The sequence below is a fragment of the Angustibacter speluncae genome (genome assembly GCF_054777815.1).
Genome location: NZ_BAAHAF010000034.1, coordinates 39,393 through 65,527 on the forward strand (window position 1 = coordinate 39,393; position 26,135 = coordinate 65,527).

At 74.8% G+C, this 26,135-nt stretch carries 25 protein-coding genes, 1 tRNA gene and 1 other RNA gene; 14 read left to right on the top strand and 13 right to left on the bottom strand.

What is annotated here, in order from left to right:
* Window positions 1-53: 53 nt before the first annotated feature.
* From ACYVKY_RS03770 to fdhD, 6 genes are all read right to left on the bottom strand, one after another.
* Window positions 54-302, bottom strand: coding sequence for an acyl carrier protein (locus tag ACYVKY_RS03770; RefSeq protein ID WP_460433657.1), 249 nt, complete (start codon window positions 300-302; stop codon window positions 54-56).
* A gap of 77 nt (window positions 303-379) precedes the next feature.
* Window positions 380-1,381: a beta-ketoacyl-ACP synthase III gene (locus tag ACYVKY_RS03775; RefSeq protein ID WP_460433658.1), complete on the bottom strand. Its 1,002-nt coding sequence runs from the start codon at window positions 1,379-1,381 to the stop codon at window positions 380-382.
* Entirely contained in the window at window positions 1,381-2,568 is a 1,188-nt protein-coding gene (locus ACYVKY_RS03780) for an acyltransferase domain-containing protein (protein ID WP_460433659.1), read from the bottom strand. Before ACYVKY_RS03780 ends, ACYVKY_RS03775 begins: the two co-directional genes overlap by 1 nt.
* Window positions 2,569-2,663: 95 nt before the next feature.
* Window positions 2,664-3,821, bottom strand: a complete 1,158-nt coding sequence (locus tag ACYVKY_RS03785; protein WP_460433660.1) for a PucR family transcriptional regulator — start codon at window positions 3,819-3,821, stop codon at window positions 2,664-2,666.
* A gap of 162 nt (window positions 3,822-3,983) precedes the next feature.
* Window positions 3,984-6,749 (bottom strand): pyruvate dehydrogenase (acetyl-transferring), homodimeric type, encoded by a 2,766-nt coding sequence (gene aceE, locus ACYVKY_RS03790; RefSeq protein ID WP_460433661.1) that lies wholly within the window; start codon window positions 6,747-6,749, stop codon window positions 3,984-3,986.
* A 91-nt stretch (window positions 6,750-6,840) separates the two neighbouring features.
* The gene (gene fdhD / locus ACYVKY_RS03795; RefSeq protein ID WP_460433662.1) at window positions 6,841-7,686 is read right to left on the bottom strand and encodes a formate dehydrogenase accessory sulfurtransferase FdhD; all 846 of its coding nucleotides are present in this window, start codon (window positions 7,684-7,686) and stop codon (window positions 6,841-6,843) included.
* A 101-nt stretch (window positions 7,687-7,787) separates the two neighbouring features.
* Here fdhD and ACYVKY_RS03800 point away from each other — a divergent pair, with 101 nt between their 5' ends.
* From ACYVKY_RS03800 to ligD, 8 genes are all read left to right on the top strand, one after another.
* A complete protein-coding gene (locus tag ACYVKY_RS03800; RefSeq protein ID WP_460433663.1) occupies window positions 7,788-8,219 on the top strand; it encodes a DUF3052 domain-containing protein in 432 nt (143 codons plus the stop codon).
* 4 nt (window positions 8,220-8,223) lie between these two features.
* The gene (locus tag ACYVKY_RS03805; RefSeq protein WP_460433664.1) at window positions 8,224-8,700 is read left to right on the top strand and encodes a peroxiredoxin; all 477 of its coding nucleotides are present in this window, start codon (window positions 8,224-8,226) and stop codon (window positions 8,698-8,700) included.
* A 190-nt stretch (window positions 8,701-8,890) separates the two neighbouring features.
* Window positions 8,891-8,963: transfer RNA gene (locus ACYVKY_RS03810), tRNA-Val, on the top strand.
* Between the two features lie 15 nt (window positions 8,964-8,978).
* Window positions 8,979-10,160 carry a Nif3-like dinuclear metal center hexameric protein gene (locus tag ACYVKY_RS03815; protein ID WP_460433665.1) on the top strand — a complete coding sequence of 394 codons (1,182 nt, stop codon included), beginning with the start codon at window positions 8,979-8,981 and terminating at the stop codon, window positions 10,158-10,160.
* Window positions 10,157-10,897, top strand: a complete 741-nt coding sequence (locus tag ACYVKY_RS03820) for a zinc ribbon domain-containing protein (RefSeq protein ID WP_460433666.1) — start codon at window positions 10,157-10,159, stop codon at window positions 10,895-10,897. The genes ACYVKY_RS03815 and ACYVKY_RS03820 overlap by 4 nt, the downstream gene beginning before the upstream one ends.
* The gene (locus ACYVKY_RS03825; protein ID WP_460433667.1) at window positions 10,894-11,316 is read left to right on the top strand and encodes a rhodanese-like domain-containing protein; all 423 of its coding nucleotides are present in this window, start codon (window positions 10,894-10,896) and stop codon (window positions 11,314-11,316) included. The genes ACYVKY_RS03820 and ACYVKY_RS03825 overlap by 4 nt, the downstream gene beginning before the upstream one ends.
* Before the next feature lie 4 nt (window positions 11,317-11,320).
* Window positions 11,321-12,532, top strand: coding sequence for an O-succinylhomoserine sulfhydrylase (locus ACYVKY_RS03830; protein ID WP_460433668.1), 1,212 nt, complete (start codon window positions 11,321-11,323; stop codon window positions 12,530-12,532).
* A 9-nt stretch (window positions 12,533-12,541) separates the two neighbouring features.
* A complete protein-coding gene (gene ligD / locus ACYVKY_RS03835; RefSeq protein ID WP_460433669.1) occupies window positions 12,542-13,510 on the top strand; it encodes a DNA polymerase domain-containing protein in 969 nt (322 codons plus the stop codon).
* A 10-nt stretch (window positions 13,511-13,520) separates the two neighbouring features.
* On the opposite strand, the gene ACYVKY_RS03840 is transcribed toward ligD, so the two are convergent.
* Window positions 13,521-14,663, bottom strand: coding sequence for an SLC13 family permease (locus ACYVKY_RS03840; protein ID WP_460433670.1), 1,143 nt, complete (start codon window positions 14,661-14,663; stop codon window positions 13,521-13,523).
* 11 nt (window positions 14,664-14,674) lie between these two features.
* Window positions 14,675-15,463: a YaaA family protein gene (locus ACYVKY_RS03845; RefSeq protein WP_460433671.1), complete on the bottom strand. Its 789-nt coding sequence runs from the start codon at window positions 15,461-15,463 to the stop codon at window positions 14,675-14,677.
* Between the two features lie 59 nt (window positions 15,464-15,522).
* Between ACYVKY_RS03845 and ACYVKY_RS03850 the strand changes: the two genes are divergently transcribed.
* The 5 genes from ACYVKY_RS03850 (at window position 15,523) to ACYVKY_RS03870 (ending at window position 18,880) form a co-directional block, all read left to right on the top strand.
* Entirely contained in the window at window positions 15,523-16,959 is a 1,437-nt protein-coding gene (locus ACYVKY_RS03850) for an RNB domain-containing ribonuclease (protein WP_460433672.1), read from the top strand.
* A 21-nt stretch (window positions 16,960-16,980) separates the two neighbouring features.
* An RNA gene (gene rnpB, locus ACYVKY_RS03855) (RNase P RNA component class A) lies at window positions 16,981-17,378 on the top strand.
* Window positions 17,379-17,444: 66 nt separating this feature from the next.
* Window positions 17,445-17,633 carry a hypothetical protein gene (locus ACYVKY_RS03860; protein WP_460433673.1) on the top strand — a complete coding sequence of 63 codons (189 nt, stop codon included), beginning with the start codon at window positions 17,445-17,447 and terminating at the stop codon, window positions 17,631-17,633.
* Between the two features lie 187 nt (window positions 17,634-17,820).
* A complete protein-coding gene (locus ACYVKY_RS03865; RefSeq protein WP_460433674.1) occupies window positions 17,821-18,597 on the top strand; it encodes a hypothetical protein in 777 nt (258 codons plus the stop codon).
* An 85-nt stretch (window positions 18,598-18,682) separates the two neighbouring features.
* Entirely contained in the window at window positions 18,683-18,880 is a 198-nt protein-coding gene (locus ACYVKY_RS03870; RefSeq protein WP_460433675.1) for an SPOR domain-containing protein, read from the top strand.
* Window positions 18,881-18,910: 30 nt separating this feature from the next.
* On the opposite strand, the gene ACYVKY_RS03875 is transcribed toward ACYVKY_RS03870, so the two are convergent.
* Together ACYVKY_RS03875 and ACYVKY_RS03880 are read right to left on the bottom strand one after the other, a co-directional pair.
* Window positions 18,911-20,479 (bottom strand): phytoene desaturase family protein, encoded by a 1,569-nt coding sequence (locus tag ACYVKY_RS03875; RefSeq protein WP_460433676.1) that lies wholly within the window; start codon window positions 20,477-20,479, stop codon window positions 18,911-18,913.
* The gene (locus ACYVKY_RS03880) at window positions 20,476-21,477 is read right to left on the bottom strand and encodes an LLM class oxidoreductase (protein ID WP_460433677.1); all 1,002 of its coding nucleotides are present in this window, start codon (window positions 21,475-21,477) and stop codon (window positions 20,476-20,478) included. The genes ACYVKY_RS03875 and ACYVKY_RS03880 overlap by 4 nt, the downstream gene beginning before the upstream one ends.
* 72 nt (window positions 21,478-21,549) lie before the next feature.
* On the opposite strand from ACYVKY_RS03880, the gene ACYVKY_RS03885 reads away from it, so the two are divergent.
* Window positions 21,550-22,452 (top strand): TIGR03621 family F420-dependent LLM class oxidoreductase, encoded by a 903-nt coding sequence (locus tag ACYVKY_RS03885; RefSeq protein WP_460433678.1) that lies wholly within the window; start codon window positions 21,550-21,552, stop codon window positions 22,450-22,452.
* A gap of 2 nt (window positions 22,453-22,454) precedes the next feature.
* Here ACYVKY_RS03885 and ACYVKY_RS03890 read toward each other — a convergent pair whose 3' ends face one another.
* Genes ACYVKY_RS03890 through ACYVKY_RS03900 form a run of 3 tightly spaced genes read right to left on the bottom strand, consistent with a single transcriptional unit; the run spans window position 22,455 to window position 26,135 of the window.
* Window positions 22,455-22,688 carry a DUF5302 domain-containing protein gene (locus ACYVKY_RS03890; RefSeq protein WP_460433679.1) on the bottom strand — a complete coding sequence of 78 codons (234 nt, stop codon included), beginning with the start codon at window positions 22,686-22,688 and terminating at the stop codon, window positions 22,455-22,457.
* Between the two features lie 31 nt (window positions 22,689-22,719).
* Window positions 22,720-23,133, bottom strand: a complete 414-nt coding sequence (locus ACYVKY_RS03895) for a pilus assembly protein CpaE (protein WP_460433680.1) — start codon at window positions 23,131-23,133, stop codon at window positions 22,720-22,722.
* Window positions 23,130-26,135, bottom strand: a complete 3,006-nt coding sequence (locus ACYVKY_RS03900) for an alpha-mannosidase (protein WP_460433681.1) — start codon at window positions 26,133-26,135, stop codon at window positions 23,130-23,132. The genes ACYVKY_RS03895 and ACYVKY_RS03900 overlap by 4 nt, the downstream gene beginning before the upstream one ends.

Here is a 26,135-nt window from a genome sequence, read left to right on the forward strand (position 1 = left end):
CGACCCGGCGGCCGGTGACGGGCGGTCGGCCCGTCACCGGCCGGTGGGGCTGGTCAGCCCTGGGCCTGCTGCACGTACGACACGACGTCGCGGACGGTGCTGAGGTTCTTGATGTCCTCGTCGGGGATCTTCACGCCGAACTTGTCCTCGGCCTGCACGACGATGGAGGTCATCGACAGCGAGTCGATGTCGAGGTCCTCGGTGAAGGACTTGTCCATCTCGACCGACTCGACGGGCAGGCCCGTCTCCTCGTTGACCAGCTCGGCGATGCCGGCGAGGATCTCCTGCTCGCTCTGCGCCATGGGTGACTCTCCTCGTGCTCGTGGGTTGCGTTCTCGGACACTGCGACCCGCCCGGGGGCGGGGGACTGGGCGGCTCGCTACGGGAGCCGGACGACCTGGGCGGCGTAGGCCAGCCCCGCGCCGAAGCCGATGAGCAGGGCCAGGCCGCCGGAGGGCGCCTCGCCCTCGGCGAGCATGCGGTGCATGGCGAGGGGGATCGACGCCGCCGAGGTGTTGCCGGTCTCGGCGATGTCGCGGGCGACCGGCACGTGCGCGGGCAGGGCCAGCTGCTTCACCATCGCGTCGATGATGCGCACGTTCGCCTGGTGCGGGATGAAGGCGTCGAGCTGCTCGGGCGCGATGCCGGCCGCCTCGATCGCCTTGCGCGCCACGGGCGCCATCTGCCAGACGGCCCAGCGGAAGACGCTCTGGCCGGCCATCCGCAGGGTCGGCCACTCGAGGTCGTCGTCCTCGCGCAGCCGGTCCCAGGGCTGGTTCTGGGTGATGACGTCCCACTGACCGCCGTCGCTGCCCCAGACCGTGGGGCCGATGCCCGGCTCGTCGGACGCGCTGATCACGACCGCGCCGGCGCCGTCGCCGAAGATGAAGGCGCTGCCGCGGTCGGTGGGGTCGGTGATGTCGGACAGCTTCTCGACGCCGATCACCAGCACGTGGCGGGCGGTACCGCTGCGCACCATGTCGTTGGCGAGCGAGACGCCGTGGCAGAAGCCGGCGCACGCGGCCGAGATGTCGAACGCCGCGGCGGGCGTGGCCTCGAGCCGGTGCGCCACGAGCGGTGCGGCGGCGGGCGTCTGCAGCAGGTGGGTCACCGTGGCGACGAGCACGACGTCGACGTCGGCGCCGGTCAGCCCGGCGGCTGCCAGGGCGTCGCGGGCCGCGGCCTCGGCCATGTCGACGACGGTCTCGTCCTTCGCGGCGAAGCGCCGGGTGACGATGCCGGAGCGCTCGCGGATCCACTCGTCCGAGGAGTCGATGCGCTCGCAGATCTCGGCGTTGGTGACGACGCGCTCGGGACGGTAGGCACCGACCCCGGTGATGCGCGCGTGCGACGCCGGCGCCGGTGCGACCAGGTCCACCATCACTGACCTCCCTCGGGGTCGAGCTGCAGCAAGGGCTGACCGGGCGAGACGGTCTCACCCTCCTCGACGAGCCACTCCACGACGGTGCCGCCCTCGCCGGCGGTCACCTCGTCGTCGTCCCCGGCGCCCGGGGTGTCGACGCGTGCCACGACGGTCTCGGGCGTGACCTCCTCGCCCGGGCCGGCCGCCTCGTCGATGTGCACGGTGCCGGGCGCGGACGCGACGACGACCCGCCAGGTGGTGTCCGGCTCGGCCGGCGCCGCGGCGTGCTCGGCGACCATGGCGCGCGCCTTCTCGAGGTCGTCCGGCGTCTTCACGGCGAGCGTCTGGACGCCGGGCATCGCGCGCTTGGCGAGGTTCGTCAGCGTGCCGGCCGGCGGGATCTCGATCAGCCCGGTGACGCCGAGCTCGACGAAGGTCTGCATGCACAGGTCCCAGCGCACCGGGTTGCTCACCTGGCTGACGAGCCGCGACAGCACCTCGGCACCCTCGCTGACGACCGTGCCGTCGGCGTTCGACAGCAGCACCGTGCGCGGGTCGCGGGTCGTGATCGCCCGCGCGTGCCGCTCGAGCAGGTCGACCGCCGGTGCCATGTGCGAGGTGTGGAACGCCCCGGCGACCTGCAGCGGGATGACCCGCGCCTTCGCCGGCGGGTCGGCCTTGAGCGCCTCGAGCTGCTCGAGCGTGCCGGCCGCGACCACCTGCCCGGCCCCGTTCACGTTGGCGGCGGTGAGCCCGTGCCGCTCGATGGTGGCGAGCACGTCGTCCGGGTCGCCGCCGACGCAGGCGCTCATCCCGGTGGGGGTGACGGCGGAGGCCTCGGCCATCGCGCGGCCGCGCTCGCGGACCAGGACCATCGCCTGCTCGGCGCTCAGGACGCCGCTGGCCGCGGCCGCGGTGAGCTCGCCCACGCTGTGCCCGGCCACGCCGCCCACCTGGGCGAACGCCTCGGACGGGTGCGGGAAGACCTCGAGCAGGCTGACCAGCCCGGCGGCCACGATGAGGGGCTGCGCCACCGCGGTGTCGCGGATCGTGTCGGCGTCCGACGTGGTGCCGTGGGCGACCAGGTCGACGCCCGCGACGGCGCTCAGCCAGGACAGCCGGTCGGCGAAGCCGGGCAGCTCGAGCCAGGGCGCGAGGAAGCCAGGGGTCTGCGAGCCCTGGCCGGGGCAGACGATGACCAGCACGTCCTCAGCCTCGCGCGTCCGGGCGGTCGCCGCCGATCACGAACCGCACAAGGTTGGGCGGCGGATGTGGAGGATTCCTACAAACGGGCAGGTCGTCATGGCGCGGGCCGGGTGGCCAGCAGCCCGACCGCCTGCGCGGTCTGCAGCACGAAGGCGTCCCGGGGCCGGGTGGCGTCCCAGCCGGTGAGCTCGGCGACCCGCCGGAGCCGGTACCGGACGGTGTTGGGGTGCACGAACAGGGTGCGCGCGGTGGCCTCGAGCGAGCGTCCCTGCTCGAGGTAGGTGGTGACCGTCTCGGCGAACGCCTCGCCCGCCGCGACCAGCGGCGCGTGCACCCGGTCGACCAGCGCACGCCGGGCGGTGACGTCGCCGGACAGCACCCGCTCGGGCAGCAGGTCGTCGGCGTGCACCGGGCGCGGCGCCGACGGCCAGGCGCGGGCGGCGACCAGGCCCGCCAGGGCGATCCGCGCCGACCGGCCGGCACCGTCGAGGTCGGTGGCGGTCGGGCCGACGACGACCGGGCCGGGACCGAAGCGGGGCGCGATGTTCTCGGCCGCGGCGGCGGGGTCGCCGGCGGTGCCGAGCAGCACGACGAGGCGGCCTCCCTGCACGCCGACGAGCGCGTCGTCGGCGGCCTTGCGGGCCGCGCGCCGCAGGTCGTCGACGAGGTCGGTGCCGCTGTCGCCGGCCGTCCCGGCCACCACGGTGACCGCCGCGTGCCGGTTCCAGCCGAGCGCGGCGACCCGCGAGTGCAGGGCGTCGTCGGTCTCCCCGCGCAGCAGCGCGTCGACGACGAGCGCCTCGAGCCGGGCGTCCCACGCGCCGCGGGTCTCGGCGGCGCGGGCGTAGACCTCGGCCGCGGCGAAGGCCACCTCGCGCGAGTAGCGCAGCACCGCCTCGCGGACGGCCGCCGCCTGCGCCGGGTCGGCGGGGTCGTCGGTGAGCTCCTCGACGTGGTCCTCGACCACCTGGACGACGGTGCGCACCAGCTCGAGCGTGCGGCTCAGGCTGATCGAGCGGGTGAGCTCGCGCGGGGCCGTGCCGAACACGTCCGCGGTGATCGTCAGCGGCTCGCCGGGACGCTCGAACCAGGTCGTGAACGCGCTGATGCCCGCCTGCGCCACCAGGCCCACCCACGACCGGTCCTGCGCGTCGAGGGCGCGGTACCAGGGCAGCGACTCGTCGAGCCGCTGCAGCGCGGCCGTCGCCAGCCCCGCGGTGCCGCGCTGGCGCGCGGGCTGCCTGGTCGCCACGCGCCGATCCTAGGGCCGGACGTTGTGCCGTCCCCACAAACGGCGCGTGGCGGTCCGGCGCGTCTCCGCGAGGCGAACGCCTGCTTCACGGGGCGCGCACGCCACGTGAAGTAGGCGATCACCAACTGGACGTGGTGAACGAACAGGTGAGCGAACAGCGGGTCAGGCGTCGCCGCCCGCGTTGCCGGAGGTGCCGGCGGTGACGTCGTCGAGCCGGTAGAGCTCGTACGCCTTCGCCGGGGCGTCGGCGGGCACCTGGCCGCGGGCGGCCAGCATCCGCAGCGCCTGGTAGGCGACCGAGGGGCCGTCGATCTTGAAGTGCCGCCGCACCGCCGGGCGGGTGTCGGACAGGCCGAACCCGTCGGCGCCGAGCGAGACGTACTCGTTCGGCACGTACTGCCGCACCTGGTCCGGCACCGCGCGCATGTAGTCGCTCACCGCCACGACCGGGCCCTCGCGGCCCTGCAGCCGCTGGGCCAGGAACGGCACCGGCGCCTGCTCGCCCGGGTGGTCGAACGCCCACTCGTCGCACGCGAGGCCGTCGCGCCGCAGCTCGTTCCACGACGTCACCGACCAGACGTCGGCGGCGACGCCGAAGTCCTTGGCGAGCAGCTCCTGCGCCTCGAGCGCCCACGGCACCGCGACGCCGGACGCCATCAGCTGGGGGCGCTGCGACGCGTCCTGGCCCTGGCCGTCCGCGGCCTCCTTCAGCAGGTAGGCGCCCTTGAGCAGGCCCTCGACGTCGAGGTCGTCCGGCTCGGCCGGCTGCACCATCGGCTCGTTGTAGACGGTGAGGTAGTAGATGACGTCGCGCGACCGGTCGTCGTCGGTGCCCGCGCCGTACATGCGCTCGAGGCCGTCGCGCAGGACGTGCCCGATCTCGTAGCCGAACGCGGGGTCGTAGGTGACGACCGCCGGGTTGGTCGAGGCCAGCAGCGGGGAGTGGCCGTCGGCGTGCTGCAGCCCCTCACCCGTCAGCGTCGTGCGACCGGCCGTCGCGCCGATCAGGAAGCCGCGCGTCATCTGGTCGGCGGCCGCCCAGATCGAGTCGCCGGTGCGCTGGAACCCGAACATCGAGTAGAAGACGTAGATCGGGATCATGTGCTCGCCGTGCGTCGCGTACGACGAGCCGGCCGCGGTGAAGGCGCCGAGCGAGCCGGCCTCGTTGATGCCGACGTGCAGGATCTGGCCCTCGATCGACTCCTTGTAGGCGAGCATCAGCTCGCGGTCGACCGAGGTGTAGTTCTGCCCGTGCGGGTTGTAGATCTTGATCGTCGGGAAGAACGAGTCCATGCCGAAGGTGCGGGCCTCGTCCGGGATGATCGGCACGATCCGCTTGCCGAACTCCTTGTCGCGCATCAGGTCCTTGAGGATCCGGACGAACGCCATCGTGGTCGCGACCTGCTGCTTGCCGGACCCCTTCTTCGCCTGCTTCCACGAGTCGTCGCCGGGGACGACGAGCGGCGCCGCCTTGGTGCGGCGCTGCGGCACCGAGCCGCCGAGCGCGCGACGACGCTCGAGCAGGTACTCGGTCTCCTCGCTGTCGGCGCCCGGGTGGTAGTACGGCGGCAGGTACGGGTTCGACTCGAGCTGCTCGTCGCTGATCGGGATGCGCAGGCCGTCGCGGAACGTCTTCAGGTCGTCGAGCGTCAGCTTCTTCATCTGGTGGGTCGCGTTGCGGCCCGCGAAGTTCGCGCCGAGGCCGTAGCCCTTGATCGTCTTCGCCAGGATCACCGTCGGCTGACCGGTGTGCGAGGTCGCGGCGTCGTACGCGGCGTAGACCTTGCGGTAGTCGTGGCCGCCGCGCTTGAGCGACCAGATCTGGTCGTCGGTCATCTGCTCGACCATCCGGCGGGTGCGCGGGTCGCGGCCGAAGAAGTGCTCGCGGATGAACGCGCCGTTCTCGGCCCGGTACGTCTGGTAGTCGCCGTCCGGGGTCGAGTTCATCAGGTGCACGAGGGCGCCGTCGTTGTCCTTGGCCAGCAGCGGGTCCCACTCGCGGCCCCACACCACCTTGACGACGTTCCAGCCGGCACCGCGGAAGAACGCCTCGAGCTCCTGGATGATCTTGCCGTTGCCGCGCACCGGGCCGTCGAGCCGCTGCAGGTTGCAGTTCACGACGAAGGTGAGGTTGTCGAGCTCCTCGTTCGCAGCCACCTGCAGCAGGCCACGGCTCTCCGGCTCGTCCATCTCGCCGTCGCCGAGGAAGGCCCAGACCCGCTGCTGCGAGGTGTCCTTGATCCCGCGGTTGTGCAGGTACTTGTTGAACTGCGCCTGGTAGATCGCGTTCAGCGGGCCGAGGCCCATCGACACGGTCGGGAACTGCCAGAAGTCCGGCATGAGGCGCGGGTGCGGGTACGACGGCATGCCGCCGGCCGGGTGCGAGAGCTCCTGGCGGAAGCCGTCGAGCTGCTGCTCCGACATCCGGCCCTCGAGGTAGGCCCGCGCGTACACGCCGGGGGAGGCGTGGCCCTGGAAGTAGATCTGGTCGCCGCCGCCCTCGTGGTCGGGGCCGCGGAAGAAGTGGTTGAAGCCCACCTCGTACAGCGTCGACGACGAGGCGTACGAGGAGATGTGGCCGCCGACCGCGATGCCGGGACGCTGGGCGCGGTGCACGATCATCGCCGAGTTCCAGCGCAGGTAGGCGCGGAACCGGCGCTCGACGTCCTCGTCGCCGGGGAACCACGGCTCGCGCTCCGGCGGGATCGTGTTCACGTAGTCGGTGGCCGTCAGAGACGGCACGCCGACGCCGAGCTGGCGGGAGCGCTGCAGCATCTGCAGCATCAGGTACCGGGCCCGCCGCCGTCCCGCGGTCTCGGCCACGGCGTCGAGCGACTCGAGCCACTCGGCGGTCTCGTCCGGGTCGATGTCCGGCAGGTTGGTCGGGAGCCCGTTGAGGATGGGACCAGCCTCGTCACGTCCAGCCACGGGAGCGCTCCTCGTCGTCGTCGGGCCGGACGGTCGGCCCGGCAGGGCTCCATCCTGTCCTCTCGGGCGCCGACCGTCACACCGGGCCCGGCTACCGGTCGGTAGCCTGCCCGCCCACCCGCTGCGGGTGGGTGTAGACGTTCAGCGTGGGCGGCCGCACGAACCCGGCCAGCGTGATGCCGGCGTCCTGGGCCGTCTGCACCGCGAGCGACGACGGCGCCGACACCGCGGCGATCACGGGAACGCCTGCCGCCCATGCCTTCTGCACCAGCTCGAAGGACACCCGCCCGCTCAGCACGAGCACCGTGCCGGGCAGCGGCAGACCGCGCTCGCGCGCCGCCCACCCCAGCACCTTGTCGGTCGCGTTGTGCCGCCCGACGTCCTCGCGCACGACCAGCGCCTCGCCGGCGGCGGTGAACAGGCCCGCCGCGTGCAGCCCGCCCGTGCGCGTGAACACCGCCTGCTCCTCGCGCAGGCGGTTCGGCAGCGAGGCGAGCACCTCGACCTCGACGCGGGTGGCGTCGCCGGTCAGGTCGCGACCGACGCGCTCGCGGACGGCGTCGACGGTCGCCGTCCCGCACACCCCGCAGGAGGAGGAGACGCCGAAGGTGCGGCGCCCGGCGACGTCCGGCACGGGGACGCCGGCGCGCAGGGTGAGGTCGAGGACGTTGAAGGTGGGGGAGCCGGTCTCGTCGGTGTCGGTGCAGTGCATCGCGCCCGCGACGTCGTCGGCGGCGGCGAGCAGGCCCTCGGCCAGCAGCCACCCCAGGGCGAGCTCGACGTCGTGGCCCGGCGTGCGCATGGTCGTGACCAGCGGGGTGCCGCCGACCCGCAGCTCGAGCGGTTCCTCGACCGCCAGCGCGTCCGGGCGGCGCGTGCTCGCGCCGCGCCCCAGGTCGAAGCGCGTCACCGGCACCCGCGTGCTCACCCGACCCACGCCCCGATCGTAGGCAGACGCGTGGTGGACCGCCCGTGGGTGGTCTACGGTCGTGCCTACCCGGCGCACGGCCGGGTCACGACGTGAAGGAGAGCGCGACGGTGAGCAGCACCGCGGACGCCGCGGGCGAGCAGGACCTCGCGGCCCGGTTGGGCTTCGAGCGCGAGCAGGTCGTCCAGGAGTACGGCTACGACGACGACGTCGACCACGACCTGCGCGAGTCGATCGAGGACCTCACCGGCAACGAGCTGGTCGACGAGGACGCCCAGGAGGTCGTCGACGGCGTCATCCTCTGGTGGCGCGAGGGCGACGGCGACCTCACCGACGCGCTCGTCGACGCGCCCGGCGCGCTCGCCGAGGGCGGCCCGATCTGGCTGCTGACGCCGAAGAGCGGGCGCGAGGGCCACGTCCCCCCGTCCGACGTCGAGGAGGCCGCCCCCACCGCCGGACTGCACGTCACCCGCTCGATCCCCGTCGGTCCCGACTGGACCGCCACCCGGCTCGTCTCGCCGAAGGGCAGCAGGCGATCCTGACGCGGTGACCACCCCCGCGACCGACGTCCTCACGACCGGCAGCCCGGCGCCCGACCTGACGCTGCCCGACCAGGACGGCCAGCCCTTCACCCTGTCCGACCTGCGGGGCGAGTCCGCCGTGCTGCTCGTCTTCTACCCGTTCGCGTTCTCCGGCACGTGCACGGCCGAGCTGTGCACGCTGCGCGACGAGATCGGCGGGTTCCGCGCCGCCGGCGTGCAGGTGGTCGGCGTCTCGTGCGACCCCCGGTACGCCCAGCGGGCCTGGGCCGAGCAGGAGGGCTTCGACTTCCCGCTGCTGTCCGACTTCTGGCCGCACGGCGCGGCCGCCCGCACCTACGGCGTCCTCGACGAGCGCCTCGGCTTCGCGCTGCGGGGCAGCTTCCTGCTCGACCGCGACGGCGTCCTGCGCTGGTCGGTGGTGAACGGCCCCGGTGAGGCGCGTCCGCTCGAGGCCTACCGGGCGGCGGTCGCTGCGCTCTGAGACCCACCCAGCCGCCCGTGGGGCGTCCGGGCGTCACCCGAGCGGGTGACGCGGTCGCAGCGGGTTCCCGCGAGGGGTGTCGTTGCGGTTTCATGTATCTCAGCCGTGGCCGTCGGTGACCCGAGACTCCGGCGGCCACGGCCCCCACCCGGGCGCCCGCCGCGGGCGCGGTGTGGGACGCTGCGCGCCGGGGCCTGTAGCTCAGTTGGTAGAGCACCGCGTTTACACCGCGGGTGTCGTCGGTTCGAGCCCGGCCGGGCCCACGTAGGCTCCCCGCCGTGAGCGACGCACCCCCCACGCTGCGCGAGGTGCTCGACGTCCTCGACGCCGCCTACCCGCCCGCCACCGCGCAGGGCTGGGACGCCGTGGGCCTGGTGTGCGGCGACCCCGCCGCCCCCGTCCGCCGCGTGCTGCTGGCCGTCGACCCGGTCGCGGCCGTGGTCGAGGAGGCCGTCGCCGACCGGGCCGACCTGCTCGTCGTGCACCACCCGCTGCTGCTGCGCGGGGTGCACTCGGTGGCCGCCGACACCCCGAAGGGCCGCGTCGTGCACCGGCTGCTGACGGCCGGTGTGGCGCTGCACGTGGCCCACACCAACGCCGACGCGGCGGTCGGTGGCGTCAACGAGGCGCTGGCCGACCTGCTCGGCCTGCGCGACCTGCGCCCGCTCGAGCCGGCGCCCGCCCCGGACGACCTGCTGCTCGTGACCTACGCGCCGACCGACGCGGTCGAGCGGGTCGTCGACGCCGCGGCGGCCGCCGGTGCCGGCCGGATCGGCGGGTACGACCGGTGCGCGTTCGCGTCCACCGGCACCGGCACGTTCGAGGCGGGCGAGGGCACCTCGCCCGCGATCGGCGCCGCCGGGCGGCGCGGGTCGGTCGAGGAGGTGCGGGTGGAGATGGTGGTGCCGGCAGGCGCGGTCGCCGCCGTGCGCGCCGCGGTCGTCGCCGCCCACCCCTACGAGGAGGTGCCCGTGCACCTCGTGCCCGTCGCCGGCACCACCCCGTCGACCGGCATCGGACGGGTGGGGACGCTCCCCGAGCCCACCACCCTCGAGGACTTCGCGCGGCTCGTCGCCGACCGGCTGCCCGCGACCGCGCAGGGCGTGCGCGTGAGCGGCGACCCCGCCGCGCAGGTCAGGACGGTCGCGCTGTGCGGCGGCAGCGGCGACAGCCTGTTCGGCGCCGTCCGGGCGAGCGGTGCCGACGTCTACCTGACCGCCGACCTGCGCCACCACCCGGCGAGCGAGGCGCGCGAGCACCGCCCGGACGGCCGGCCCCTGCTGGTCGACGTCGCGCACTGGGCGAGCGAGTGGCCCTGGCTCGACCGCTGCGCCGCCCTGCTGCGCGAGCGGCTGCCCGGGCTGGACGTGCGGGTCAGCACGACCCCGACCGACCCGTGGACGTTCGTCGTCCCCGGCTCGACCGCGACCGGTACCGGTGCGAGAGGATCGACGACGTGACCACCGCCAACGCCCTCGACCAGGTGCGGCTGCTCGACGTGCAGGCGCTCGACACCCGGCTGCGGCAGCTGGCGCACCGCCGCCGCACCCTGCCCGAGACGGCCCGGCTCGCCGAGCTCGACGCCGAGCGCGCGGCGCTGCGCGACCGGCTCGTCCAGGCGCGCACCGTCGTCGGCGACGTCGAGCGCGAGCTGCGCAAGGCCGAGGCCGACGTCGAGCAGGTGAGCAACCGCGCCGCCCGCGACCGCGCCCGGCTCGAGGCGGGCACCGGCTCGGCCAAGGACCTGCAGGGCCTGCAGCACGAGCTGGAGTCGCTCGGCCGGCGCCAGTCCGAGCTCGAGGACGTCGAGCTCGAGGTGATGGAGCGGCTCGAGCGGGCCCAGGGCGAGGTCGCCGGGCTCGAGCGGGCGCTCGCGACCGCCGAGGAGCAGACCACCGAGGTCACCGCGTCCCAGGCGTCCGCGTTCGGCGAGATCGACACCGAGGCGGGGCAGGTGACCGCGCAGCGCGACGAGGTCGCCGCCGGTCTCGACCCCGCGCTGGTGACGCTGTACGACAAGGTGCGCGAGCAGACGGGGGTGGGTGCGGCGATGCTGCGCGGCAAGCGGTGCGAGGGGTGCCGGATGGAGCTGACGCCGGTCGAGCTGGCCCGCATCGCCAAGCTGCCGCCCGACGAGGTGGTGCGGTGCGAGGAGTGCCGCACGATCCTGGTCCGCACGACGGAGTCGGGCCTGTGAGCGCGCACGGGTACGCGGGCGACCTGACGCCGCAGGAGGCCTGGGAGCTGCTGCAGCGCGACCCCGACGCGCTGCTCGTCGACTGCCGCACCACGGCGGAGTGGGCCTACGTCGGCGTCCCCGAGACCGACGAGCTCGACCGCGAGGTCGTGCTGGTCGAGTGGCAGCAGTACGCCACCGGCCAGGTCAACGAGCGCTTCGTCGACGAGCTGCGGGAAGCGCTGGGCGACAAGCCCGACCGTCCGCTCGTGTTCCTCTGCCGCTCCGGCGTGCGGTCGGTGGCGGCGGCCCGGGCGGCGACCGACGCCGGGCTCGGCCCGTCGTACAACGTGCTGGACGGCTTCGAGGGCGGCGTGAGCGCCGGCCGCCGCGGCGGCGCCGGCTGGCGGGCCGAGGGCCTGCCCTGGCGCCAGGGCTGAGCGCGTGACCCGTCCGGCTCCCGACCCGTCCGGCTGGCGTCCCGACACCGTCGCGGTGCGTGGCGGGCTCGAGCGCACCGGCTACGACGAGACGGCCGAGGCGCTGTTCCTCACCTCCGGCTACGTCTACCCGGACGCCCGCACCGCCGAGGCCGCGTTCACCGGCGACGTCGAGCACTTCATGTACTCGCGCTACGGCAACCCGACCGTGGCCCAGTTCGAGCGCCGCCTCGCCCTGCTCGAGGGGGCCGAGGACTGCTTCGGCACCGCCACCGGCATGGCCGCGGTGTTCACCTCGCTGGCGGCGCTGCTCGGGCAGGGTGACCACGTCGTCGCCGCCCGCAGCCTGTTCGGCTCGTGCTTCGCGATCCTCGACGACATCCTGCCGCGCTGGGGGGTGCGCACGACGTTCGTCGACGGCACCGACCTCGACCAGTGGCGCGACGCCCTCGCCCAGGGGGCGCAGGCCGTCTTCTTCGAGTCGCCGTCGAACCCGATGCAGGAGGTCGTCGACGTCCGGGCCGTCTGCGACCTCGCCCACGAGGCGGGCGCGACGGTCGTCGTCGACAACGTGTTCGCGACGCCGCTGCTGCAGAAGCCGCTCGAGCTCGGCGCCGACGTCGTCGTCTACTCGACCACCAAGCACGTCGACGGGCAGGGACGCACGCTCGGCGGCGCGATCCTGGGCAGCGAGGAGTACGTGCGCGGCCCCGTGCAGGAGCTGATGCGCCACACCGGCCCGTCGATGAGCCCGTTCACGGCGTGGGTCGCGCTCAAGGGCCTCGACACGCTGTCGCTGCGGGTGCACCGCATGCAGGAGTCGGCGCTGCGCCTGGCCGGCTGGCTCGAGCAGCGCCCCGAGGTGTCGTGGGTGCGGTACCCCTGGCTCCCCAGCCACCCCCAGCACGACCTCGCCCGCGCCCAGATGACCGGCGGCGGCACGGTCGTCACCTTCGAGCTCGCCGACACCGGCCGGACGGGGCGCGAGGCCGCGTTCGCCGTCCTGGACGCCATGTCCCTCATCGACATCTCGAACAACCTCGGCGACTCCAAGTCGCTCGTCACCCACCCGGCCACCACCACGCACCGGCGGATGGGCCCCGAGGGTCGTGCCCGCGTCGGCATCACCGACTCCGTCGTGCGCATCTCGGTGGGGCTGGAGGACGCGGCCGACCTCGTCGACGACGTCCGGCGCGGCCTGGAGGCGCTGGGCTAGGTTCGCGCCATGGCGACGTCGAAGGGGTCACCCGCGGTCGAGCTCGAGGTCGCCGGCCGCACCGTGCGGATCAGCAACCCCGACCGCGTCTACCTCGAGACGGGGCAGACCAAGCTCGACATCGCGCGGTACTACGTGTCGGTCGGCGACGGCATCGTGAACGCGCTGCGGGAGCGGCCGTGCATGCTGCACCGCTTCCCCGACGGCCTCGGCAGCAAGAAGGTGCACCAGAAGCGGGTGCCGCACGGCGCACCGCCCTGGCTCGAGACCGTGCGGCTCACCTTCCCCCGGTGGAACCGGACGGCTGACGAGCTGTGCGTCACCGACCTGGCCCACGTGGTGTGGGCCGTGCAGATGTCGACGCTGGAGTTCCACCCCTGGAACAGCCGCCGCGCAGACACCGAGAAGCCCGACGAGTGGCGCATCGACCTCGACCCCATGCCCGACTGCCCGTGGTCGCGGGTGCAGCAGGTCGCCCACGTCGCGCACGAGGTGCTCGACGAGCTCGGCGCCGTCGGCTTCCCGAAGACCTCCGGCGGGCGCGGCCTGCACGTCTACGTGCGGATCCGGCCCGACCACGGGTTCGGCGACGTGCGCCGCGCGGCGCTTGCCTTCGCCCGCGAGGTCGAGCGGCGCGCACCGGACGACGTGACGACGACGTGGTGGCGCAAGGACCGCGACCCGGCCGCGCTGTTCGTCGACTACAACCAGAACGCCCGCGACCACACCATCGCCAGCGCGTACTCGGTGCGCGCGAACGCGGAGGGGACGGTCTCCGCTCCGATCCGCTGGGACGAGGTCGACGACGCGACCGCCTCCGACTTCACGGTCGCGACGATGCCCGGCCGGTACGCCGAGCTCGGCGACCTGCACGCGGGCATCGACGACGAGGTGTTCGACATCGCGCCGCTGCTGGAGTGGGCGGACCGCGACGAGCGGGAGGGCGCCGAGCCGGTGCCCGAGCCGGAGGAGTCCTAGGAGCGGATCCCTAGGAGACCAGCGCGAGCGCGAGCACGGCCGGCGGCAGCACCAGCGCACCCAGCAGCGTCCCCTGCACCAGCAGCGGTCCCCAGCGCACCTCGACGCCGTCGGCGCGGCACCGGTCGGCCCACAGCAGGGTCGCCAGCGAGGCCCACGGCGTCGCCAGGGGGGCGGCGCCGACCCCGACCAGCAGGGCCATCAGCGCCACCGGACCGTCGGCGCCGGGCTCGAGCGCGAGGTAGGCGGGCAGGTTGTTCAGCAGGTCCGACCCCGCGGCGCCGACCGCGGCGACCCGCAGCAGGTCGAGGTAGCCCCCGCCGTCCCCGAGCAGGGCCGTGGCGACCGCGTCGAGCCCGCGCTCGTGCGCGGCCTCGACCGCGACGAACAGGCCGAGGACGGTGAGCAGCACCCGCCAGGGCACCTCGACGTTGCGCAGCACCGCGGGTCGCCGCCAGGCCGTCAGGGCGGCCAGCGCCACCACCGCCACCAGGGCCGGCACCCAGACCTCCACGCCGCTGACGAAAGCGGGGACGAGCGCGGCGCACACCAGCGCCGTGCCGCCGGTCCAGACCCGGTCGGTCACCTCGTGCGGGGGCGGGACCTCGTACCGCGTGCCGAGGTCGCGCCGGTGCAGCACCGCCGCGACGACGAGCGTCACGGCGACCGCCACCAGCGCCGGCGCCCACGACAGCGCCACGTACCCGCGCACGCCGCCGCCGATGCGGTCGGCGGCCAGCAGGTTGGTCAGGTTCGACACCGGCAGCAGCAGCGACCCGGTGGCGCACAGCCACAGCGTGGTCACCGCCAGCAGCCGCACCGGGGCACCCGTGCGCCGGGCCGTGACGAGCACGACCGGGGTCACGAGCACGGCGGTGGTGTCGAGCGAGAGCACGGTCGTGCAGGCCCACGCCACCAGCGCCAGGAGCAGCCACAGCCGCCACGTGCGCCCACCGCCCGCGATCGCGGCCCAGCGCGCGAGGACGTCGAACACCCCTGCCGCCGAGGCGATCTCGGCCACGACGGTGAGCAGGGCGACGAAGACCAGGATGGGCGCGACCCGTCCGAGCAGGCCGGTGGCACCGGCCGGCGACAGGGCACCGGTGAGCAGGCAGCCGGCGGCGACCAGGACGGACACCGCCCACAGGGGCACCCGCGGCACGGTCAGCCGCGCACCACGACGTCGAGCACGCGGCTGCCGTCGCGGGCGGGGGTCGAGAGCTCGACGTCGAACGCCTCGCCGACGGCCGCCGCCAGCCCCTGCGCCGACCGGGGGTCGCGACCCGGCCGCGAGACCAGGTGCCGCGCGACCAGGCCGCGGGTGTGCTTGGCCATGTGCGAGACGACCGAGCGCTGCCCGCCGACGTCGCGCAGCACCCGCACCGACACCCGCCGCTCCGCGACCTCGCCCACCGGCTTCCACATGCCGCGGTAGGTGTCGGAGCGGCAGTCGACGACCACGCCGTCACCGGCGAGGGACGGCAGCTCGCGGGCCAGGTGCCCGCGCCAGAACGCGGCGAGCTCGACCGGGTCGCCGCCCGGGCCGAGCGGCAGCCGCGCGCACGCGTGCACCCGGTACGGCGGCACCCGGTCGTCGAGGTGCAGCGCGCCGTGCACGGCCGACACCACGAGCAGCCGGGTGCGCGCGCGGCGCTTGGCGCCGGCGTCGAGCGAGGCGTGGTCGAGCGCGTCGTAGAGCACGCCGGTGTAGAGCCCGGAGACCGGCAGCGCCGGCTCGGTGCGCCAGCGGGTGTTGCGCTCGACCTCCGCGCCCAGCGTGCGGGGCACCTCGAGCACGGCCATCGCGTCCGGGGAGGCGCTCGCGGCCGCGACGACCTCCAGGACGCGCTCGCGGTCGGGCGTCAGCGACGGCAGGCTCAGCGACGCGAGGTCGACCGGGCGCCCGCGTCCCCGGCTCGCCTTGGTCTCCGACGGGGGGAGCAGCACCAGCACGCGCACAGCGTCCCACGCGCCCGCGGGCCGCCCCGCGCAGCCGCCGCTACGTTGGCGCGATGGCCCACGCGTCGACGTCCGTCCCGTCCGGCCTCGAGGGGGCGCTCGACGCGCTGCTCGTCGAGCTCGAGGTGCCGGGCGAGTTCCCGCCCGAGGTGCTCGCCGACGCCGAGCGGGCGGCGGCCGACCCCGAGCTGCCGCCGGACGACCTCACCGAGGTGCCGTTCGTGACCATCGACCCGCCGTCGGCCCTGGACCTGGACCAGGCGATGCACCTGGAGCGGCGCGGCACCGGGTGGCGGGTGCGGTACGCCATCGCCGACGTCCCCGCGTTCGTGCGGCCCGGCTCGCCGACCGACGCCGAGACCCGCCGCCGCGGGCAGACGCTGTACGCCCCGCACCGGCGGGTGCCGCTGCACCCGCCGGTGCTGGGCGAGGACGCCGCGAGCCTGCTGCCCGACCAGGCCAGGCCGGCCTTCGTCTGGGACCTCGACCTCGGGCCGGACGGCACGCTGGTCGGCACCGCGCTGCGCCGCGCGATGGTCCGCTCGCGCGGCCGCTACGACTACGAGGCGGTCCAGGCGGCGCACGACGCCGGCGAGGTGCCCGAGCCGTTCGCGCTGCTGCCGGAGGTGGGGGAGGTGCTGCAGGCGGCCGAGCGGGCGCGCGGCGGCACCGCCCTCGGCATCCCCGACCAGGAGGTCGAGGAGGTCGGCGACGACGAGGGCGGCGGCTACCGCCTGCGCTACCGGCCGCGGTCGGTGGTGGAGGACTGGAACGCGCAGATCTCGCTGCTCACCGGGATGGCCGCGGCTGCGGTGATGGTGCAGGGGAAGGTGGGTGTGCTGCGGACGATGCCCGCGCCCGACGACCGCACGGTGGCCCGGTTCCGCCGGCAGGCGCGGGCGCTCGGCGTCGACGCGCCGACGGACCAGCCGCTCGGCGAGCTGCTGCGCTCGCTCGACCCGGCGACGCCGGCGCACCTCGCCGTGCTGCACGAGTCGACGGTGCTGTTCCGCGGCGCCGCGTACACCGCCTTCGACGGCGAGGTGCCGCAGGGGCTGGTGCAGGCGGCCGTCGCGGCGCCCTACGCGCACGTCACGGCGCCGCTGCGCAGGCTGGTCGACCGGTTCGGCCTGGTCACCTGCGAGCACCTGCTGCGCGGAGCGGAGGTGCCGGCCTGGGTGCGCGAGGCGCTGCCGACCCTGCCCGAGGCGATGCAGACCTCCGACCGGCTCGCGGGCTCGCTGGAGCGGGCCGTCATCGACCTGGTCGAGGCGGCCACCCTGCAGGGCAGGGTCGGGCAGGAGTTCGCGGCCGTGGTGGTCGACGCCCCGGAGGGCGAGGAGGGGGAGCGCGCGAGCGCCCTGGTGCAGCTGGCCGACCCGGCGGTGCTCGCCCGGTGCTCGGGCGACCTCGAGCCGGGCACGCAGGTGCGGGTCCGGCTGGTCGAGGCCGACGTCGAGCGCCGCGTGGTGCGGTTCGAACCCGCCTGACGCGTACGCTGGACCTGCGGACGAGTCGACCGGGCGGCCGCGTCGGGACGGAAGACCGTCCCGCCGAGGAACGTCCGGGCTCCGCAGGGCAGGGTGGTGGGTAACGCCCACCCGGGGTGACCCGCGGGACAGTGCCACAGAGAACAGACCGCCGGTGCACCACCGCCCCCTCGGGGGCGGCAGGCGCCGGTAAGGGTGAAACGGTGGTGCAAGAGACCACCAGCGCCCCCGGTGACGGGGGTGGCTCGGCAAACCCCACCCGGAGCAAGGTCGAGCAGCAGGCGTTCGAGGGCGGCCCGCCCGAGCCTGCGGGTAGACCGCTGGAGGCGTGCGGCGACGCACGTCGTAGAGGGATGGCCGCCACCCGTCCGGAGTGATCCGGGCGGGTACAGGACCCGGCGTACAGGTCGACTCGTCCGCCCCTCCGGGGGTCGCGCCACGCCGGGGATTCGTCGGATCAGGGAAGCCTGACCTAACCTCGGCTCGTGCCGTCCGTCACCGCCAAGAAGAAGTGCTGCAAGGACAAGCCGCGCTGCAAGAAGTGCCCGCTGGTCCTCAAGCGCCTCGCCGACGCCGGCTTCGCCGAGCGCAAGGGTGACCGCTCCGACGGCCGCGAGTTCAAGGTCGCCGCGAAGGTGCCGAAGAAGGTCCTGAAGGCAGCTCGCGCCCGCTGACGCTGCGCGTCGGCGATACATGGACGAACCGGACGTCGGTTGGCCCGTCCGGGTGAATGCTCCCCGGATCGCTCAAGTCCGGGGCCCCTGCTGCCGACACCACACGCGTACGGAACCCGCGGGATGCGGGTGCACGTCCGACCCGGCCTGCACCGGGTCGTCCGGTTCGATCAGAGGGGTGGCTCTGATGGGTGTCAAGGTGGTCCTCGCGCCGCGCAACAGCGCCGAGGGCGTCGCGCTGGGCGTCTCCGCGTGCTTCCTCGCGGTGGCGGCCTTCGTCGCCACGGGCGACGGCACGACCGCGACCACCCAGGTCGACACCTTCGTGGCCGCTCCGGCCTCCGCGACCCTCGACCGGCCCCGTACCTACTCGCGCCCCCCGACGGGCTCCCAGGTCTTCGGCGCGCGCGTCGTCGAGACCGACCCGCCGCTGGTGATGCTGCCGGTGCGCGACCAGGCCAAGGCCAAGCTCGAGGCGGCCGGCACCCTGCGCGGCGCCGGCGTCACGCTGGTCACCGTCAGCCGCGGCCAGGGCGTCCTCGCCCTCGGTGGCGCCGTCGCCGCCGGCGGCTCGGGCACCACCGCGGCCCCGGTCCTGATCCCCACCTCGCCGGTCTCGACGCCGACGACGCCGGCTGCCACGCCGACGACGCCGCCGGCCACGCAGCCGAGCACGCCGCCCAGCACGCCGAGCACGCCGCCCACCACCCCGGTCACGCCTCCGCCGACCACGCCGACCGACCCCCCGACCACGCCCGCCGACCCGCCGCCCACCGGCGAGTCCGGCACCGGCGGCACGGACGGCACGGGCTCGTCCGGCGGCTCGTCGGGCGGCACGGGCGGCGGCACGAACTCCGGCACCGACTCCGGGACCACCGCAGGCAGCACCCTCGACTCGGGCGCCTCGGCCGGCACCACGTCGGGCACGACCGACGCCGGCCTGACCTCCGCGCCGACCGACTGACGGCCTGCCTCCCGCGGTCGCGCCGACGGGCGGGGTCGCCCGCGGGCTGGCACGATGCCCGCACGTCGAGCGAGGAGGGGACGCCGTGGGCGACTACTGGTTCAACACCCGCACGCGCCAGGTCGAGGAGGGTCACCAGAGCGACTGGACCGACCTGCTCGGGCCGTACGACACCCGGGAGCAGGCCGAGCGCGCGCTCGACACCGCGCGCCAGCGCACCGAGCAGTGGGACGCGCAGGAGCGCGCCGACGCGAGCTGGGGCTACGAGGACGGCGAGGACTGAGGTCCGCGCGCCGCTCGCGTCCGGTCCGGGCTAGGAGCGGCCCAGCGCCGCCATCGCCGCGCTGCGGCCGGCGATCGCGCTGACCCCGCCGCCGCGCCGGGCACCCGCGCCGGCGAGCAGCACCCGCGGGTGGTCGGTCTCGACCCCCCAGCGACCCACGTCGGCGTCGTCCTCGGCCCACGGCCACTGCAGCGGGCGCTGGAAGATGTTGCCGCCCGGCAGGCCCACGTCGGCCTGCACGTCGAGCGGGCTGCGGGCCTCCAGGCACGGCGTGCCGTCCGGTGCCCGCAGCAGGCAGTCCTCGATCGGCTCGGCGAGCACGGAGTCGAGGCTGCGCAGCGTGGCCGTCAGCGCCTGCTCCCGGACGCCGTCGTTGTCCCGGGCGAACAGCCGTGACGGCATGTGCAGCCCGAACAGCGTCAGGGTCTGGGCCCCGGCCGCGCGCAGGTCGGCGCCCAGGATGGTGTCGTCCGACAGCGAGTGGCAGTAGATCTCGCACGGTGGCAGGTCGGGCACCTGCCCGGCGGCGGCCTGCTGGTACGCGGTGCGCAGCTGCGAGGCGGTCTCGTTGACGTGGAAGGTGCCGCTGAACGCCGCGACGGGGTCGACGTCCTCGCGCAGCCGCGGCAGCCGCGACAGCAGCATGTTCACCTTGAGCTGGGCGCCCTCGACGTCGTCGCCCGCGTCGTCCCCGAGCAGGCGCGCGAGCGTGGCGGGCGCGCAGCCGGCCAGCACGTGGTCGGCGCCCACCCGGTGCTCGGTGCCGTCCGCGTCGGACCAGGTGACCTCGGCCGGCGAGCCGGCCGACCCGGGGTCGACGCACGTGACCCGTGCCGAGGTGAGCAGGGTGGCGCCCGCCGACCGCGCGGCCTGCGCCAGCGCCCCGCTCACCGACCCCATGCCGCCCACGGGCACGTCCCAGTCGCCGGTGCCTCCGCCGACCACGTGGTAGAGGAAGCACCGGTTCTGGGCCAGGCCCGGGTCGTCGACGTCGGCGAAGGTGCCGATCAGGGCGTCGGTGAGCACCACGCCGGCCACCGTGTCGTCGCCGAACCGCTCGGCGACGGTCTCGCCGACCGGTCGCTCGACCAGGTCGCGCCAGGCGTCGGCGCCGAGGAGGGCGCGGACGTCGGCTGCCGAGCGCAGCGGCTCGGTGACGGTGGGCCACAGCCGCTGCGCCATCTCGTGCGTGGTGGCGTAGAAGTCGCGCCACGCGGCGTGCGCGCGGTCGTCGCCGGTGACGGCGCGGAACGAGGCGGCGGTGCGCTCGTCGTCGCCGTTGTCGACCAGGAGGCCGATCCCGTCCGGGTGCCCCGGGACGGGGGTGTAGGACGAGAACCGCCTGCGCCGCAGGGAGATCTGCAGACCCAGCTCGTCGACGACGGTGCGGGGGAGAAGCGACACCAGGTACGAGTAGCGCGAGAGCCGGGCGTCGACGCCGGGGAACACCTGGGCCGACACCGCGGCGCCGCCGACGTGGTCGAGGGCCTCGAGCACCAGCACCGAGCGCCCGGCCCGCGCCAGGTACGCGGCGGCCGCGAGCCCGTTGTGGCCCCCTCCGACGACGACCGCGTCGTAGCGCGACGCCAACTGCGTCACCGGGTCACCTTGGGCAGGACCTCGCGGCCGAACACCTCGATCCACTCGCGCTGGTTGCGGCCCACGTTGTGCAGGTAGATGCGGTCGAAGCCGAGGTCGGCGAACTCCTGGATCTTGGCGCGGTGCACGTCCGGGTCGGACGAGATGACCATCCGGCCGTCGAAGTCCTCCGGACGCACCAGGGCGGCCATCTGCGCGAAGTCGTGGGGCGAGCGGATGTCGGCCTTGCCGAACTTCATGCCGCCGTTCGGCCACTCGGTCATCGCGTTCTCGAGGGCCTGCTCGTCGGTCTCGGCCCACGACAGGTGCAGCTGCAGCGTCCTCGGCATCGTGTCCGGGTCCTTGCCCGCCTTGCGGGCGCCCTCGGCGAACTTGCCGAACAGCATCTCGATCTTCTCCAGCGGGGCGCCGACGGTGATCATCCCGTCGGCGAACTCACCGGTCTTGCGGGCGTTCACCGGGCCCGCGGTGGCGACCATGATCGGCGGCGCCTGCTCCGGCATCGTCCACAACCGGGTGGTCTCGTGGGCGAAGTACTCGCCCTTGAACTTCACGTCCTTGCCGGCGATCGAGGCGTCGAACAGCTTGCGGATGAGCGCGATCGCCTCCCACATCCGGTTCGACCGCTCGCCCGCCTCCGGCCAGTAGCCGGGCACGACGTGCTCGTTCAGCGCCTCACCGGTGCCCAGGCCGAGCCAGGACCGTCCCGGGTACATCGCCTCGAGCGTGGCCGCGGCCTGGGCGACCACGACCGGGTGGAACCGGAACGAGGGGCAGGTGACGCCCGGGCCCATGTCGCCGGTGGTGCGCTCGCCGACCGCGGTCAGCACGTTCCACACGAACGAGGCCTGGCCCTGCTGCGGCACCCAGGGCTGGAAGTGGTCGGCGGCCATGCAGCCGGAGAAGCCGTGCTCCTCGGCGTGCGCCGTCAGGTCCACCGCCTCGGTGGGGTGGAACTGCTCCAGCATGGCGGCGTACCCGAACGGCTGCGTTCCCATGCCGCGACCCTACTCGTCCGCCCGGAGCGGAAAACATGGCAGGCACAGGCCGTCTCGGTGGAGGGTGTGCGCATGGACCTGACGTTCGCGGTGAACCTGGGCCGGGTGGGTGCCGCCGACGAGGTGGTGGCGGCGGCACGGCGGGCCGAGGAGGCCGGCTTCGACGCCGTGACGGTGGCCGACCACCTCGGCGCACCCGCTCCCTTCCCGCTGCTCGCGGTGGCGGCGGCGGTCACCGAGCGCGTGCGGCTGCGGACGTACGTGCTCGACGCCTACTTCTGGAACCCCGCCCTGCTCGCCCGCGAGGTCGCGACGCTCGACCGGCTCTCCGGCGGGCGGGTCGAGCTCGGGGTCGGGGCCGGGCACATGCGGCACGAGCACGACGACGCCGGGCTGCCGTTCCCCGGCATCGCCGAGCGGTGGGAGCACACCGGCCGGGTGGTCGAGGAGGTGCGGCGCCGGCTGGCCGACCCCGAGCACCGTCCCGCACCCGTGCAGCAGCCGGTGCCGGTGATGGTCGCGTCGATGGGGGAGCGCGGGCTGCGCGCGGCGGCGGCCACGGCCGACGTCGTCGGGCTGACCGGGCTGGTGCAGGTGCCGGGCAGGCCGGCGGGCACCTTCGCCTTCGTCGGCACCGACGTGGTCGACGAGCGGGTGCAGCAGGTGCGGGGGTGGGCGGCGCAGGCCGGTCGGCAGGACCCGGTGCTCGACGTGCTCGTGCAGCGCGTCGAGCTGGGCCGCGACCCCCGCGAGTGGGCCGGGGAGATGGCGACCGAGATGGCGGACGACGGCGCGCCCGGCCCGTCGGCCGACGAGCTGCTCGCGAGCCCGTTCCTGCTCGCCGCGCGGACGGCGGCCGAGGCGGCCGACCTGCTGCGCGAGCGCGCGCAGCGGTGGGGCATCACGTCGTGGAGCACCCACGCGCCGTCGGGCGACGCCTTCGCCGAGGTCGTCGCGGTGCTGCGCGCCCGCTGACCTCAGCCGGACTTGCGGCGGAAGGTCTTCTGCGGCTTCGCCGGTGCGGTGTGCGGGTGCTGGGCGTTCGGGTTCGCGCCCGCGCCGCCCGCGTGGTGGGCGAACTTCTTGCGGTCGAGCGCCTCGCGGAACCGGCGCCGCTGCTCGTCCTCGGGCGAGACCGTGCCCTCGGGCAGGTCGCCCGGCGTCTCGACCTCGGTGCCCTCGTCCCGGCCGTCCTTCGTCGGATCGCTCATGCCCCCACCCTGTCGGGTCGCGGGGCCGGTGTCACCCGTGTTCCCGCGGTGCGTCGAGGACGCCGAGCAGCGCGGTGGCGTAGGCGTCCTCGGGATCGGGGTGCTCGGTGCGCACCTCGTCGGCACTGGCGGTGGTGACCACGGCCCACCCGAGGTCGGTGCGCTCGAGCCGGACGAACGCGGTGCCGAGCGCCTCGCGCAGCTGGTCCTCGCGCGGCAGCCAGAGGGCGGCGTCCTGGTCGAGGCTGTCGAGCGCCCACTCGGTGGTGCCGTTGAACTTCAGCAGGCCACCGCGGGCGAACGTCTCGGCCTCGACGACCATCTCGCTGACGACGAACACCTGCTCGTCCATGTCGCGGTCGGCGATGACGAACCGGTCGCCGCTGGTGGGCCGCCAGACGAGCCCGGCCTGCTGCAGCCGGCGAGCCAGCGCGATGGCGATCACGACGCCACCGCCAGCCGGAGGGTGACGACCTGGAACGGCCGCAGCCGCAGCGACGCGGCGCCGTCGTCGGTCGCCACGAGGGCGTCCGGGGCGAGAGGGCGCTCCAGCAGGTCGGTCTCGGTGACCGAGCCGACGGCGAACGACGGGAGGAGCCGGGCCGCCGCCCGGGCGCCCTGCGGCTCGTAGAGCCGCACCACGACGTCGCCGGAGCCGTCCTCGGCGAGCTTGACCGCCTCGACCAGCACCGGGTCGCCGTCGAGGCGCACCAGCGGCTCGACCGGCCCGCCCCGCCGCACCCGCAGCGGCAGGTTCAGCGCGTACCCGGCGGCCGCGGCAGCGAGCACGTCGGCGCCCGGCACGACCGCGCACCGCAGCTGGTGGCGTCCCTGGTCGGTGTCGGGGTCGGGGTAGCGCGGCGCGCGCAGGACGGTCAGCCGCACGGTCGACGACGTGCCGCCGCCCTCCCGGGGGTGCCGGGAGACGTCGTGCCCGTAGGTCGAGTCGTTGGCGACGGCGACGCCGTAGCCGGTCTCGCCGACGTGCACCCAGCGGTGGGCGCACACCTCGAACCGCGCGGCGTCCCAGCTGGTGTTCTCGTGGGTGGGGCGCACCACGTGGCCGAACTGGGTCTCGTAGCGGGCGGAGTCGGCGTGCACGTCGAGGTCGTGCGCGAGCTTCAGCACCGCCTCGCGCTCGTGCCAGTCGACGTCGAGCGCGAGCTCGAGCCCGTGGTCGGGGTGGAGCGAGAGCCGCACGGATGCCGTCGAGCCGCCGAACGCGTACCGGACCACCACGGCGTCGCCGTCCGGCTCCGCGGTGCCGGCGAGCCGGGTCGAGGTGTGCCGGTAGAACCCGTCCAGGTCCCAGGCGTCCCAGGCGTTCGGGGTGTCGGGGTGCAGCTCCAGCCGCGCGACGGCGCCTCCCGGTGCGACGACCTCGCGGTCGCGGGCGAGGTCGACGAGCGAGGTGACGGCGCCGTCCGCCGCGACGGCGACACGGAACCGGCCGTCGTCGAGCACGATGTGCTCGCCGCCGACGACCGGCGCGACCTCGGTGCGGTGGGTGGCCACCGCGGCTCCCAGCGCGCCCACGCCGTCGCGTGCGAACGGGCCGGCGTTCAGCACGACGTCGTCGGTCCCGCCCTGGTCGGCGACGAGGACGTCGAGCGCGGCGTCGACCAGTGCCTCCAGGTCGGCGTGCAGCGCGGCGTACGTGCTCGCGGCCTCGCGGTGCACCCAGGCGATCGAGCTGCCGGGCAGGATGTCGTGGAACTGGTGCAGCAGCACCGTCTGCCAGGCGCGGCGCAGCGGCCCGACGGGGTAGGGGGCCAGGCCGCGGGCGTACGCCGTCGTCCACCACAGCTCGGCCTCGCGCAGCAGGTGCTCGGCGCGGCGGTTGCCGCGCTTGGTGAGCGCCTGCGAGGTGTAGGTGCCACGGTGCATCTCGAGGTACAGCTCGCCGACCCACGTCGGCGCGTCGGCGTACTCCTCGTGCGCCTGCTCGAAGAAGGTCGTCGGCGACTCGATGACGACCTGGGGGGAGCCCTCCAGATCGGCTGTGCGCGAGGCGCGTTCGAGCATCTCCCGGGTCGGGCCGCCGCCACCGTCGCCATGGCCGAAGGGCACGAGCGACCGGCGCGCGACACCCTTGTCGCGGAAGTTGGACGCCGCGTGCGCCAGCTCGGCCGCGCTGAGCTCGCTGGTGTAGGTGTCGACCGGCGGGAAGTGGGTGAAGACCCGGGTGCCGTCGATGCCTTCCCACCAGAACGTGTGGTGCGGGAAGTGGTTCACGGTGTTCCAGGAGATCTTCTGGGTGAGGAACCACCGGCAGCCGGCCAGCCGCACCAGCTGGGGGAGCGCGGCCGTGTAGCCGAACGAGTCGGGCAGCCAGACCTCCTCGCAGGTGGTGCCGAGGTGCTCGGCGAACCAGCCCTGGCCGACGACGAGCTGGCGGGCCATCGCCTCGCCGCCCACCATGTTCGTGTCGGACTCGACCCACATGCCGCCGACCGGCACGAAGCGCCCGGCGCGCACGTGCTCGCGCACCTGCTCGAAGAGCACGGGGTCGTGGCGCCGGACCCAGTCCCACTGCTGCGCCGAGCTCATCGCGTAGACCAGGTCGTCGCGGGTGTCGAGCAGGTGCACGACGTTCGCGACGGTGCGCAGCACCTTGCGGACGGTCTCGCGCACCGGCCACAGCCACGCGCTGTCGATGTGGGCGTGCCCGACCGCGCTGACCCGGTGGGCGGACGCGCGAGCCGGTGCGGCCAGCACGTCGGCGAGGGCGGCTCGCGCCCGGGACGCCGTGCCGACGACGTCGCCGTGGTCGAGCAGGTCGAGCGAGCGCTCGAGCGCGACCACCAGCTCCCAGCGGCGCGCGTCGTCGTCCGGCAGAGTGCGCATCAGGCCGTCGAGCACCTCGAGGTCGTGCCCGAGCGCGACCACCTCGCCGTGCCGCTCGCACACCTGCGCCGCCCGCACCGCGTAGAGCGGCTGCGGCCACGACGTGAGGCGGTCGCCCTCGTCGGTCGGCCGGAACCAGTCCGGTCCGAGCAGCCGCGGGTTGGCGGCCGCCTCGACCCACAGGTCGACCTCCTCGCCGGGCGAGCAGGGCAGCCACGAGTTCTGCGGGTTCAGCCCCTTCACCACCGACCCGTCGCGGCGGCGCACCAGCGCCTCGGCCTGGAAGCCGGGACGCTCGACGTCCCAGCCGAGGTCGAGCCACAGCTCGGGGTCGCTAGCGTGGTCGGGCACCGTGCCGGTGACGTGGAACCAGGTGGTGCCCCACGCCGGGCCCCAGCGGTGCCCGACCTCGACGGGCTCGTACCGCTGCTCGAGGGCGTCGTCGAGACGGACCGGCTCACCGACCGCGCCGTCGTCGGCGGGCGGGACGTCCCACGCCTCGAGTGACAACGTCCCCAGCACGCTCCGCTCGGCCGGGCGGACCCGCTGGGCGAGCGCGCGCGTCAGCCGGGCCTCGACCTCGCGGCGGCGGTCGTGCAC